This is a genomic window from Klebsiella sp. JN_Kp122 (assembly GCF_040062085.1).
Classification (GTDB): Bacteria; Pseudomonadota; Gammaproteobacteria; order Enterobacterales; family Enterobacteriaceae; genus Klebsiella; species Klebsiella aerogenes.
In genome coordinates this window covers 85544-98569 of the sequence record NZ_JBEAHW010000022.1, presented here as the reverse complement: position 1 = coordinate 98569, position 13026 = coordinate 85544, and the positions used below count along the sequence as shown (strand labels likewise).

The 13026-nt window shown below is 53.4% G+C and carries 11 protein-coding genes and 1 tRNA gene; 11 read left to right on the top strand and 1 reads right to left on the bottom strand.

Going from position 1 to position 13026, the window contains the following annotated elements:
* Positions 1 to 90 precede the first annotated feature (90 nt).
* A tRNA-Gln gene (locus tag ABLU78_RS10750) sits at positions 91 to 165 on the top strand.
* Between the two features lie 114 nt (positions 166 to 279).
* Here ABLU78_RS10750 and ubiF read toward each other — a convergent pair.
* Positions 280 to 1455, bottom strand: coding sequence for a 3-demethoxyubiquinol 3-hydroxylase (gene ubiF, locus ABLU78_RS10745; protein ID WP_048228529.1), 1176 nt, complete (start codon positions 1453 to 1455; stop codon positions 280 to 282).
* A gap of 170 nt (positions 1456 to 1625) precedes the next feature.
* On the opposite strand from ubiF, the gene miaB reads away from it, so the two are divergent.
* The 10 genes from miaB (at position 1626) to ABLU78_RS10695 (ending at position 13002) form a co-directional block, all read left to right on the top strand.
* Entirely contained in the window at positions 1626 to 3050 is a 1425-nt protein-coding gene (miaB, locus tag ABLU78_RS10740) for a tRNA (N6-isopentenyl adenosine(37)-C2)-methylthiotransferase MiaB (protein ID WP_015367713.1), read from the top strand.
* 156 nt (positions 3051 to 3206) lie between these two features.
* Positions 3207 to 4253, top strand: a complete 1047-nt coding sequence (locus ABLU78_RS10735) for a PhoH family protein (protein ID WP_015367714.1) — start codon at positions 3207 to 3209, stop codon at positions 4251 to 4253.
* Positions 4250 to 4723, top strand: coding sequence for an rRNA maturation RNase YbeY (gene ybeY / locus ABLU78_RS10730; RefSeq protein ID WP_015367715.1), 474 nt, complete (start codon positions 4250 to 4252; stop codon positions 4721 to 4723). The genes ABLU78_RS10735 and ybeY overlap by 4 nt, the downstream gene beginning before the upstream one ends.
* Positions 4724 to 4881: 158 nt before the next feature.
* Positions 4882 to 5760, top strand: a complete 879-nt coding sequence (gene corC / locus ABLU78_RS10725; RefSeq protein WP_015704743.1) for a CNNM family magnesium/cobalt transport protein CorC — start codon at positions 4882 to 4884, stop codon at positions 5758 to 5760.
* Between the two features lie 22 nt (positions 5761 to 5782).
* Positions 5783 to 7321: an apolipoprotein N-acyltransferase gene (lnt, locus tag ABLU78_RS10720; protein WP_015367717.1), complete on the top strand. Its 1539-nt coding sequence runs from the start codon at positions 5783 to 5785 to the stop codon at positions 7319 to 7321.
* Positions 7322 to 7749: 428 nt separating this feature from the next.
* Positions 7750 to 8661, top strand: a complete 912-nt coding sequence (locus ABLU78_RS10715) for an amino acid ABC transporter substrate-binding protein (protein WP_015367719.1) — start codon at positions 7750 to 7752, stop codon at positions 8659 to 8661.
* 163 nt (positions 8662 to 8824) lie between these two features.
* Positions 8825 to 9565 (top strand): amino acid ABC transporter permease, encoded by a 741-nt coding sequence (locus ABLU78_RS10710; protein ID WP_015367720.1) that lies wholly within the window; start codon positions 8825 to 8827, stop codon positions 9563 to 9565.
* Complete coding sequence (gltK, locus tag ABLU78_RS10705; RefSeq protein WP_015367721.1) at positions 9565 to 10239, top strand: glutamate/aspartate ABC transporter permease GltK; 675 nt, start codon at positions 9565 to 9567, stop codon at positions 10237 to 10239. Before ABLU78_RS10710 ends, gltK begins: the two co-directional genes overlap by 1 nt.
* Positions 10239 to 10964, top strand: a complete 726-nt coding sequence (locus ABLU78_RS10700) for an amino acid ABC transporter ATP-binding protein (protein ID WP_015367722.1) — start codon at positions 10239 to 10241, stop codon at positions 10962 to 10964. Before gltK ends, ABLU78_RS10700 begins: the two co-directional genes overlap by 1 nt.
* A gap of 364 nt (positions 10965 to 11328) precedes the next feature.
* On the top strand, positions 11329 to 13002 hold the full coding sequence (locus tag ABLU78_RS10695; protein ID WP_048228527.1) for a ShlB/FhaC/HecB family hemolysin secretion/activation protein: 1674 nt from the start codon (positions 11329 to 11331) through the stop codon (positions 13000 to 13002).
* The last annotated feature ends 24 nt before the right edge of the window (positions 13003 to 13026 follow it).

Genomic DNA, 13026 nt, shown 5'->3' with positions numbered 1-13026 from the left:
AGGCACCGGATTCTGATTCCGGCATTCCGAGGTTCGAATCCTCGTACCCCAGCCAAATTCAAAAGACGTTCCTCTGTGAACGCAGCCTGTTGGGGTATCGCCAAGCGGTAAGGCACCGGATTCTGATTCCGGCATTCCGAGGTTCGAATCCTCGTACCCCAGCCACTTATTAACAAAAAAGCTCACTTCGGTGAGCTTTTTTGCTTTCTGCGGATAGTCATCTTGCCGATGCAGGTACTGCAAAACTTTAGTCTGCAGCCCCCATCGGCAAATGCCCCTTTACAACCCTAATGCATATTTCAATGCCTGGCGCTTTAATACACCGGCACGTTCGGCAGCCATCAGGCCAATATTACGCAACACGCGCACCGGCGCTAAATCGTTGCTGAAGCCGGCATAGAACAGATCCATGCCGGATTGCATAATAAAGTTATCCGCCCGGCGCCGCGCCTGATAGCGCTTCAGCACCGGCAAGCTGGACCAGGCTTCCCCGCGCCCGCGGGCTTCCGCCAAAATATCCAGCAGCGCGTCAACGTCGCGATAGCCAAGGTTAACCCCCTGCCCCGCCAGCGGATGAATGGTATGCGCCGCATCCCCTACCAGCGCCAGCCCCGGTTGCACGTACTGCAGCGCATGTCGGCGGGTTAACGGGAAGGCGCCGGCGCTCATTGGCGTCACGCTGCCCAGACGTTTCGGGAAATGCGCGGTGATTTCCTGCTGCAGTTGGACCATCGACATCGCCTGCAGCTGGCGGATGCGCGCCGGGGTGTCGTACCACACCAGCGACGCCCAGTTATCGAATAGCGGCAGGAAGGCGCGCGGCCCGCTGGGGGTGAACTGTTGCCAGGTGCTATCACCGGGATCGTCGGCGCATTGCACGCTAATTAGCATACAGGATTGCTGATATTGCCACGCCTGTACACCGATGCCGGCCAGTTCGCGCACCTGAGAATTCGCGCCGTCTGCGCCGATCGCCAGTTGCGCCGTGCAAACGCTCTCATCGCTCAGGCGCAGCGAAACGCCCTGCGGCTCACGATGAAGCTCGCTTAACGTCACGCCAACCCGCAAGCTCACCTGCGGATGGGCTTCAAGCGCCTGCCACAGCGCCAGCTGTAGCACGCTATTTTCCACCATATAGCCAAGCTCAGGCAGCTTCAGCTCGGCGGCATTAAAGTCAACGTGCGCGCTTTCCCACTCCCAGGTTTCAAGACGACGATAAGCATGCGCGCGCATACCGCGCACCGCTTCCCAAACGCCGAGGCTTTTGAGCAAGCCGACCGACGACGCGCTGATCGCCGAAATACGCACATCTGGCGCCGCAGCGGCATCAAAGGCCGGAGGCGCGTGTTTTTCTATCACCGTCACCGAAAACCCGTGTTGCGCCAGCCCCAGCGCCAGCGCGCCGCCGACCATTCCGCCGCCAACGATGGCGATATCTGTTGCATGAATTGTCATGGCAATTATCCTTAAAGCTGATTTCCTTAAGTTTACCGGATTTTTTGCACCTTGCGGGGGATCGTGGTCGCACTGGTCAGGTGGCAACCAAAGCATTACAATGCGTACCCTGCAAACGAATTCTAATTCTTAACTTATACCCGTCTTTATAATTGAGCATGAGCAAGTCGATGACAAAAAAACTCCATATTAAAACCTGGGGCTGTCAGATGAACGAATACGATTCATCCAAGATGGCCGATCTGCTGGATGCCACCCATGGGTATCAACTCACAGAAGTGGCCGAAGAAGCGGACGTGCTGCTGCTCAACACCTGCTCAATTCGCGAGAAGGCGCAGGAAAAAGTGTTCCATCAGCTTGGCCGCTGGAAACTACTGAAAGAGAAAAAACCCGGCGTGATTATCGGCGTCGGCGGCTGCGTCGCCTCCCAGGAAGGCAAACTGATTCGCCAGCGCGCCCATTACGTTGACATTATTTTTGGCCCGCAGACGCTGCATCGCCTGCCGGAGATGATCGACGCGGTGCGCAATAACCATAAACCGGTTATCGACGTGAGCTTCCCGGAAATCGAAAAATTCGATCGCCTGCCGGAACCGCGCGCCGAGGGGCCGACCGCCTTCGTTTCCATTATGGAAGGCTGCAACAAATACTGCACTTACTGCGTGGTGCCCTATACCCGCGGTGAAGAAGTGAGCCGTCCGTGCGACGATATTCTGTTTGAAATCGCTCAACTGGCGGCGCAAGGGGTGCGTGAAGTCAACCTGCTCGGGCAGAACGTTAACGCCTGGCGCGGCGAAAACTACGATGGCACGACCGGCAACTTTGCCGATCTGCTGCGTCTGGTCGCCGCTATCGACGGCATCGACCGTATTCGCTTCACCACCAGCCACCCGATTGAGTTTACTGACGATATCATCGAGGTCTATCGCGATACCCCTGAGCTGGTGAGCTTCCTGCATTTACCGGTGCAGGCCGGTTCCGATCGCGTACTGAACCTGATGGGCCGTACCCACACCGTGCTGGAATATAAAGCGATTATCCGCAAGCTGCGCGAAGCGCGCCCGGATATTCAGATTAGCTCCGACTTTATCGTCGGTTTCCCTGGCGAAACGACGGAAGACTTCGAAAAAACCATGAAGCTGATTGCCGAGGTTAACTTTGATGTCAGCTACAGCTTTATCTTCTCTGCCCGCCCGGGCACCCCGGCGGCGGATATGGTCGACGATGTTCCTGAAGCCGATAAAAAACAGCGCCTGTATATTCTGCAGGAGCGTATTAATCAGCAGGCGATGGCATGGAGCCGCCGCATGCTCGGCACAACACAGCGTATTCTGGTAGAAGGCACGTCGCGTAAGAGCCTGATGGAGCTCTCGGGGCGCACCGAGAACAACCGCGTGGTGAACTTCGAAGGCACGCCGGATATGGTCGGTAAATTCGTCGACGTAGAAATCGTCGATGTCTACACTAACTCATTACGCGGCAAAATTGTCCGCACAGAAGATGAGATGGGACTGCGCGTCGTGGAATCGCCGGAATCGGTCATTGCGCGTACGCGAAAAGAAAACGATCTGGGCGTCGGCATCTACCAGCCGTAATCCCGGCAGGCCTGTCGCTTCCGGCAGGCCTTGCATTTCCCCTCCTCGCCCCTATATCTACAGCAATGCTTGCGCCATATTCCCGTGACGTGAATAATTTCCTTATTGGCCGGATGACGATTGTCCTCCGGCAACACACGTAATAAGAGGAACAGTTTGAACATAGAAACCCGTGAAATTACCCTGGAGCCAGCGGACAATGCCCGCCTGTTAGCACTGTGCGGCCCGTTTGACGACAACATCAAACAGCTGGAGCGTCGGTTGGGTATTGAGATCAACCGCCGCGACAATCACTTTAAACTGACCGGCCGCGCCATCTGCGTGCACGCCGCGGCCGATATTCTGACAAGCCTGTATGTCGATACCGCGCCAATGCGCGGCCAGATTCAGGATATTGAACCGGAACAAATCCATCTGGCTATTAAAGAAGCCCGGGTGCTCGAACAGAGCGCCGAGAGCGTGCCGGAATACGGCAAGGCCATCAATATCAAAACCAAACGCGGAGTCATCAAACCGCGCACGCCAAACCAGGCGCAATACATCGCCAATATCCTCGACCACGACATTACCTTTGGCGTCGGCCCGGCGGGTACCGGTAAAACCTATCTTGCTGTCGCCGCGGCGGTCGATGCCCTGGAGCGTCAGGAAATTCGCCGCATTCTGCTGACTCGTCCTGCGGTCGAAGCAGGCGAGAAGCTCGGCTTCCTGCCGGGCGACTTAAGCCAGAAGGTTGACCCGTATTTGCGCCCGCTGTACGACGCGCTGTTCGAGATGCTCGGCTTTGAGAAAGTCGAGAAGCTGATTGAGCGTAACGTCATTGAAGTCGCGCCGCTGGCCTACATGCGCGGGCGTACGCTGAATGACGCTTTTATCATTCTCGACGAAAGCCAGAACACCACCATCGAGCAGATGAAGATGTTCCTGACCCGTATCGGCTTTAATTCGAAAGCGGTTATCACCGGCGACGTTACCCAGATTGACCTGCCGCGCAATACCAAATCAGGTCTGCGTCACGCCGTTGAAGTGCTGGCGGAAGTCGATGAAATCAGCTTCAACTTCTTCCACAGCGAAGACGTGGTGCGCCACCCGGTGGTCGCCCGCATCGTCAATGCCTATGAGGCATGGGAAGAAGCCGAACAAAAACGTAAAGCAGAACTGGCCGCCGAGCGCAAACGCGAAGCCCAGGAACAGGAGCAAAAATGAGTCAGGTGATTCTCGATTTACAGCTGGCCTGCGAAGACACCAGCGGTCTACCGGACGAAGCCCTCTTTCAACGCTGGGTGGATGCCGTCATCCCGCAGTTCCAGGAAGAGTCAGAGTTAACGATTCGCCTGGTTGATGTCGCCGAAAGCCACGAGCTGAACCTGACCTATCGCGGCAAGGATAAGCCGACTAACGTCCTCTCCTTCCCCTTCGAAGCCCCGCCGGGCATTGAGATGCCGCTGCTCGGCGATCTGATTATCTGCCGCCAGGTGGTTGAACAGGAAGCCAAAGAGCAGGAAAAACCGCTGGAGGCCCACTGGGCGCACATGGTCGTGCACGGTAGCCTGCACCTGCTGGGCTATGATCATATCGAAGATGAAGAAGCGGAAGAAATGGAAGGACTCGAAACAGAGATAATGCTTGCTCTGGGCTATGAGGATCCGTACATTGCCGAGAAGATTGCTGAATAGTAACTTGCCGGATGACGGCGCAAGCGCCTTATCCGGCCTACATTCATGCGTATCCCAGGCCTGATAAGCGTAGCGCTATCAGGCAAAACATGCCGTACGACGCTGAGTTTACGCGCGACGAGCGACAATTAAATCAACACGAGAACCCATACGACGCCATGAGCGACGACAATTCACACAGTAGTGACACAGTAAACAGCAAAAAGGGATTTTTCTCCCTCTTACTCAGCCAACTTTTCCACGGTGAACCCAAAAACCGTGATGAATTATTGGCGCTGATCCGTGACTCCGGGCAGAACGAGCTTATCGATGAAGATACTCGCGACATGCTCGAAGGGGTAATGGATATCGCCGACCAGCGCGTCCGCGATATTATGATCCCGCGTTCGCAAATGATTACCCTGAAACGCAACCAGACGCTGGACGAGTGCCTCGATGTGATCATCGAATCCGCCCACTCGCGTTTCCCGGTCATTAGCGAAGATAAAGATCACATTGAAGGGATTCTGATGGCTAAGGATCTGCTGCCGTTTATGCGCAGCGACGCCGAAGCTTTCAGCATGGAAAAAGTGTTACGCCCGGCGGTTGTCGTGCCTGAAAGCAAGCGGGTTGACCGCATGCTGAAAGAGTTCCGCTCGCAACGTTATCATATGGCGATCGTCATCGACGAGTTCGGCGGCGTCTCTGGCCTGGTGACTATCGAAGATATTCTCGAACTTATCGTCGGCGAAATCGAAGACGAATACGATGAAGAGGAAGATATCGATTTCCGTCAGCTAAGCCGTCATACCTGGACGGTACGCGCGCTGGCATCGATTGAAGATTTCAATAAAGCCTACGGCACCCACTTCAGCGATGAAGAGGTCGATACCATCGGCGGACTGGTGATGCAGGCCTTTGGTCATCTCCCAGCCCGCGGCGAGTCGATTGACATTGATGGTTACCAATTCAAGGTCGCAATGGCTGACAGCAGACGTATTATTCAGGTCCATGTAAAGCTTCCTGATGATGCGCCGCAGCCGAAGCTGGAAGACTAATTTAACGGGACGATTAACCTAAATGGTATTTGCCTCTTTACTTGAACGCCAGCGCGTACGTCTGCTGCTGGCGCTGTTATTCGGAGCCAGCGGAACGCTGGCTTTTTCGCCTTACGACTTCTGGCCAGCGGCGATTGTCTCGCTGTTTGGTCTGCAGGCGCTCACTCTCAACCGTCGCCCGCTACAGAGCGCCTGGATTGGCTACTTCTGGGGGCTTGGGCTATTCGGCACTGGTATTAACTGGGTTTACGTTAGCATCGCGCAGTTCGGCGGCATGCCGGGCCCGGTTAACGTTTTCCTCGTTGCTTTGCTGGCGGCCTATTTATCGCTGTACACCGGTCTGTTCGCCGGGATCCTCGCGAGACTGTGGCCGAAAACTAACTGGATCCGTCTGGCCATCGCCGCGCCTGTCATCTGGCAAATTACCGAATTTCTCCGCGGCTGGGTGCTGACCGGTTTCCCGTGGCTGCAGTTCGGCTATAGCCAGATTGACGGTCCGCTAAAGGGCCTGGCGCCGGTGATGGGCGTTGAGGCGATAAACTTTCTATTGATGGTGGTCAGCGGCCTGCTGGCGCTGGCTATCGCGCAGCGTCACTGGAAACCGTTGCTGGTGGCGATAGTACTATTTGCCCTGCCCTTCCCGCTGCGTTATATCCAGTGGTATCAACTGCTGCCTGAGCGGGCGACGGAAGTCTCTTTGGTGCAGGGCGATATCCCGCAGGCGATGAAATGGGATGAAAACCAGCTGGTAAACACCCTGAAAACCTATCTCGATCTCACCCAGCCGCATATGGGTAAATCGCAGCTGATTATCTGGCCGGAGTCGGCGATTCCGGATCTGGAAATCAATCAGCAGCATTTCCTCAGCATGGTTGATGACCTGATGCGGGCAAAAAATAGCTCGTTGATTACCGGTATCGTCGATGCGCGCCTCAATAAACAAAACCGCTACGATACCTACAACACCATCATCACGCTGGGTAAAGATAACCCGTACAGCTACGACTCGACCAATCGCTATAACAAAAACCATCTGGTGCCGTTCGGCGAATTCGTACCGCTGGAATCGATTTTACGCCCTCTGGCGCCGTTCTTCGATTTGCCGATGTCCTCGTTCAGCCGCGGCCCTTACGTGCAGCCGCAGCTGGTAGCGCATAACCTGAAGCTTACGGCGGCAATTTGCTACGAAATCATTCTCGGCGAGCAGGTCCGCGATAATTTCCGCCCGGATACCGATTATCTGCTGACTATCTCCAACGATGCGTGGTTTGGTAAGTCAATTGGCCCATGGCAGCACTTCCAGATGGCGCGGATGCGCGCGCTGGAACTGGCGCGCCCGCTGCTACGCAGCACCAACAACGGTATCACCGCCGTTATTGGCCCGCGTGGTGAAATTCAGGACATGATCCCACAGTTTACCCGCGCGGTGTTGACCACTAAGGTCACGCCAACCACCGGCCTGACGCCGTATGCTCGTACCGGCAATTGGCCGCTGTGGGCGTTAACCGCCCTCTTTGGCTTTGCCGCGCTGGTGATGAGCCTGCGCCAGCGTCGGCGCTAATCTTTTCCGCCGGGCAGCCGCCCGGCCTGCTCCCGGCGGCATTCGTCGCCGGCGGGTCTTCCCCGCTTTACGCTCTCCAGCGCCAATCTGGCACGTCCATTGCTTAATTTCATCCCTGTAGGCGATTTTGACCGCGGTTGTACCAGGGTTGCACCGAAAGCGTTCGCACTTCGCGCCACGTTGGTGCAACAACCCATTTTTGCCCACAAATGGTGCGGTGCGCTTCGCAAAAATAAACAATAACGCATCAAAATCTTTACATTAAGCCAAACTAAATGCTAACAAGCTCATACAAATACTGCACTTTAAGATTGCAGACGATTCCCGAAAGCGCCGCCTTACGGCAGTGCCCACAGGAATAACAACACATACACACAATCACAATGGGTATCACTAGCGTCCCTGGCGTTAAGGATAAGGAGTTGGATATGCAATTACGTAAACTGGCCGCCGCAATGCTGGTCATGGGAGTGACCGCTGGTCTGGCGCACGCTGAAGATGCCGCCCCGGCCGCAGGTCAGAGCACGCTGGATAAAATCGCCAAAAACGGGGTGATCGTCGTCGGCCACCGCGAGTCGTCAGTACCATTCTCCTATTACGATAACCAACAAAAAGTGGTGGGTTACTCTCAGGATTACTCCAACGCTATCGTTGAAGCCATAAAGAAAAAGCTGAATAAACCCGATCTGCAGGTGAAACTGATTCCGGTCACCTCGCAGAACCGCATCCCGTTACTGCAGAACGGCACTTATGATTTCGAGTGCGGTTCCACCACCAACAACCTTGAGCGTCAGAAGCAGGCCGCCTTCTCCGATACCATTTTCGTCGTCGGCACTCGTCTGCTGGTGAAAAAAGGTGGGCCGATTAAAGACTTCCCGGATCTGAAAGACAAAGCGGTCGTCGTCACTTCCGGTACCACCTCGGAAGTGCTGCTGCATAAGCTGAACGACGAGAAGAAAATGAACATGCGCATCATCAGCGCGAAAGATCACGGCGACTCTTTCCGTACGCTGGAAAGTGGCCGCGCGGTGGCCTTTATGATGGATGATGCCCTGCTGGCCGGCGAGCGCGCAAAAGCGAAGAAACCGGATAACTGGGAAATCGTCGGTACGCCGCAGTCGAAAGAGGCCTATGGCTGCATGCTGCGTAAAGATGACGCATCGTTCAAAACACTGGTAGATGACACCGTTGCCCAGGCGCAGACCTCTGGCGAAGCGGCGAAATGGTTCGATACCTGGTTTAAGAACCCGATTCCGCCGAAAAATCTGAACCTGAACTTCGAACTGTCCGACGACATGAAGGCGCTGTTCAAATCACCCAATGACAAGGCTCTTAACTAATTAAAAAAACAGGGGCTCGATAAAGTAGCCCTCCCGATTGTTGCCTTTGCACGGACAGACTATACGGTGGCTGGTCGTTCCCCAGCCGCCGCGAATACCGAAACAAGCAGGGCAACAATCTTCGAGGGTAGCGCTGCTACCCTTTTTTTTCTGGAGTTTATTTATGTCAATAGACTGGAACTGGGGAATATTCCTGCAACCCGCCCCGTTCGGCAACACCACTTATTTAGGCTGGTTATGGAGCGGCTTTCAGGTTACCGTCGCGCTGTCGATTAGCGCCTGGATTATCGCTTTCCTCATCGGCTCGCTGTTCGGTATTCTGCGTACCGTCCCTAACCGCTGGTTAGCCGGGATCGGCACCTGCTACGTCGAACTGTTTCGTAACGTTCCACTGATTGTCCAGTTCTTTACCTGGTACCTTGTTATTCCGGAGTTTCTGCCGGAAAACATCGGCATGTGGTTTAAGTCGGAACTGGATCCAAATATTCAGTTCTTTGTCTCCTCAATGCTGTGCCTTGGGCTGTTTACCGCTGCCCGCGTCTGCGAGCAGGTCCGCGCCGCGATACAGTCCCTTCCTCGCGGGCAGAAAAATGCCGGCCTGGCGATGGGGCTGACCCTGCCGCAAACCTATCGCTACGTGCTGCTGCCGAACGCTTATCGCGTTATCGTGCCGCCGATGACCTCGGAAATGATGAACCTGGTAAAAAACTCGGCTATCGCTTCCACTATCGGTCTGGCGGATATGGCGGCGCAGGCGGGCAAGCTGCTGGATTACTCAGCCCACGCCTGGGAATCGTTTACCGCGATCACCCTCGCCTATGTATTCATCAACGCCGTAATCATGCTGGTGATGTATGTGGTTGAACGTAAAGTTCGCCTGCCGGGCAATATGGGAGGCAAATAATGTACGATTTTGACTGGAGTTCAATTGTTCCTTCCATGCCCTACCTGCTGGCAGGGTTGGTCATTACGCTGAAAATCACCGTCACGGCAATTATTATCGGTATCGTCTGGGGCACCATTCTGGCGGTGATGCGCCTGTCAAGCTTCCTGCCGTTGGCGTGGTTTGCCAAAACCTACGTTAACGTTTTCCGTTCGATTCCGCTGGTGATGGTGCTGCTGTGGTTCTATCTGATCGTTCCCGGATTCCTGCAAAACGTGCTGGGGCTTTCGCCGAAAACCGATATTCGCCTGATTTCGGCGATGGTGGCATTTTCGATGTTTGAAGCGGCCTACTATTCGGAAATTATTCGCGCCGGGATCCAGAGTATTTCCCGTGGTCAGTCGAGCGCCGCGCTGGCGCTGGGGATGACCCACTGGCAATCGATGAAGTTGGTGATTCTGCCGCAGGCCTTCCGCGCGATGGTCCCGCTGCTGTTAACCCAGGGTATCGTCCTGTTCCAGGATACCTCGCTGGTGTACGTCCTGAGCCTGGCCGATTTCTTCCGTACCGCCTCCACCATTGGCGAACGTGACGGAACCCAGGTGGAAATGATCCTGTTCGCAGGCGCCGTTTATTTTGTATTTAGTCTCAGCGCATCGCTGTTGGTCAGCTGGTTGAAGAAAAGGACTGTGTAATGATTACCCTGAAAAATATTTCAAAATGGTATGGTCACTTTCAGGTGCTGACCGATTGCTCCACCGAAGTGAAAAAAGGCGAAGTGGTGGTGGTTTGCGGGCCGTCAGGCTCCGGTAAATCGACGCTGATTAAAACCGTTAATGGCCTTGAGCCGGTGCAGCAAGGCGAAATTATCGTTGATGGCACTCAGGTTAACGATAAGAAAACCAATCTTGCTAAACTGCGTTCCCGCGTCGGTATGGTATTCCAGCACTTTGAACTGTTCCCGCACCTGTCGATCATCGACAACCTGACGCTGGCGCAAATTAAGGTTCTCAATCGCGATAAAGAATCTTCGCGTAAAAAGGGGCTTAAGCTGCTGGAGCGCGTGGGTCTGGCGGCGCATGCGGAAAAATATCCGGCGCAGCTCTCCGGCGGCCAGCAGCAGCGTGTCGCGATCGCGCGCGCGCTGTGCATGGATCCGATCGCGATGCTGTTCGATGAGCCAACTTCAGCGCTAGACCCGGAGATGATCAACGAAGTACTGGACGTGATGGTCGAGCTGGCTAACGAAGGTATGACCATGATGGTGGTGACGCACGAAATGGGCTTTGCCCGTAAAGTGGCTAACCGGGTCATCTTTATGGATGAAGGTAAAATTGTCGAAGATGTCGATAAAGAAGCCTTCTTCGCCAACCCGCAATCAGAACGCGCGAAAGATTTCCTTGCCAAAATCCTGCACTAAAATCCCAGCGCGCACGTCATGTGCGCGCCTTTTCTCCCTCGATAATATGTGCCATATATTAGTGGTTTATTTTAATTGTTTTATTATTAAACCAGTGAATAATTTAACACTCCCCCCTAACAAATCACATTCTAAATTAATTTAATTCATACAAAATTCAGTTTTCTTCGCATGGCTAAGCGTTACCGCCACCGCTAACATACCCCCCTTAAGAACAAGCCCTGGGAATATTTCCCAACACAAAACTTTCTGATAATAAAAAATAATATTTTTATGGATGACCCTATACCCTGAATAAGGCCGTGTTTTAAGCAAGCTTAGCAATACAGCATGCAAATTTAATGAAACAAATGGAACTTGCTTCATGTTTAATAAAAAAAATCTGATTCACACCCTGCTGATTGTGTTTTTGTGTCAGCAGCAGGTTTTCGCCAGTACGATAGTCTCCACCACGACTAACCAAAACGAGCAGGATAAAGCCCGTCAGGCGGCGCTGACACCACAGCAGCAGGCCGCCCAGGCTTCACTAATTAATACCGACCGACAAACGCTCACGTTTCCAAAGGAAGAAAACTGCAGGTTCATCAATAATATTCATATCGATTCTGCCGAGCCGAAGCTCACGCATCAGCTTCTTGACAACCTTACAGCTCAGGCTCTGCATCGTTGTCTGGGGATTAACGGTATTCAGCACCTCACCATGGCATTACAAAATGAGTTAATTGCCCGTGGTTACATCACTTCATTAATGACCATCCCGGAACAGTCATTGGCGCAGGGCACATTAAAGCTCGAACTCGCTTATGGCAAAATCGGTGATATTTTCTGGTCAACGACAAGCGAGCAAACCACCAGCATCTGGAACAATATCCCCACCGGCAAGGGAGATATCCTGCGGCTCTCCGACCTCGAACAGGGAATGGAAAACCTGCGCCGCCTGCCAGGAAGTTCGGCGAATATGCAAATTTTGCCCGGTCAACAGGAGGCAGAAAGCAATCTGCAGCTAACGCGTCGGCTGGATAAAAAATGGCAGGTGGCAGCCTGGATGGATGATGCTGGCAGCCGCGCCAGCGGTCGCTATCAGGCCGGAGGTGCGCTCTATCTTTATGATATCACCACACTCAACGACATTTTCTATGTCTCAGGAGGCGGAGATATCGAGTTTAATCAACATAATGATGGTAACCAGAATGGCAGTCTGTATTACTCGATTCCCTTCGGTTACTGGGCGTTAAGTCTTTACGGTTCACAGAGCCAATATCGCCAGTTGTTCAAGGGCAACTGGTCGCAAACGGATTATAAAAGTAAAAATCGCTACTATAGCGCGACGCTGTCACGACTGCTGTCTCACACCCGTCAGCAAAAAACGTCGCTGGATTTCCGTATCTCAAAAAGTACATCACACTACTATTTTGGCGGTGAAGAACTTAGGGTGATGCGCAAACAGAACCCAACATGGGAGTTGACGCTACGACAGCAACGCTATTTCGATAAAAAAGTCGTCGCCGCCAGCCTGGGGTTACAGCGCCGCCTCCCATGGCTAAACTCCGTCGCCACACCGGAAGAAAAAGCAGGCCAGTTCAGTAAGCGCTCACGCGTAGTACATGCCGATTTGCAGGCCTTAATGAAATTCGATTTAACCGGAGATAGATTTAGCTATGCACCGCATTTTAATGCGCAATATAGCCCGGACATTCTCTCTTCGGATAACCAATTTAATATTGGCAACCGCTGGACGGTTCGCGGATTTGATGGCGAATATACTCTCTCTGGCAATCATGGATGGTACTGGAGCAATGATTTCATCTGGGATATTGCCGGCCCGGAACAGCAATTCTATTTAGGATTAGATATTGGTCGTATTATCGGCAGTGAACAATATCGGCAAGGAAAAGTTATTTCAGGTGCCGTTAGCGGATTGCGCGGTGATATATTCTCAACACAATATGATTTTTTCATCGGCACACCGCTAAGTAAACCAGATAACTTTAGTAGTGACTCATTCAATATGGGTTTCTCATTGAAGTGGAAGTATTAACACAACCTATTTTTCACTATATTT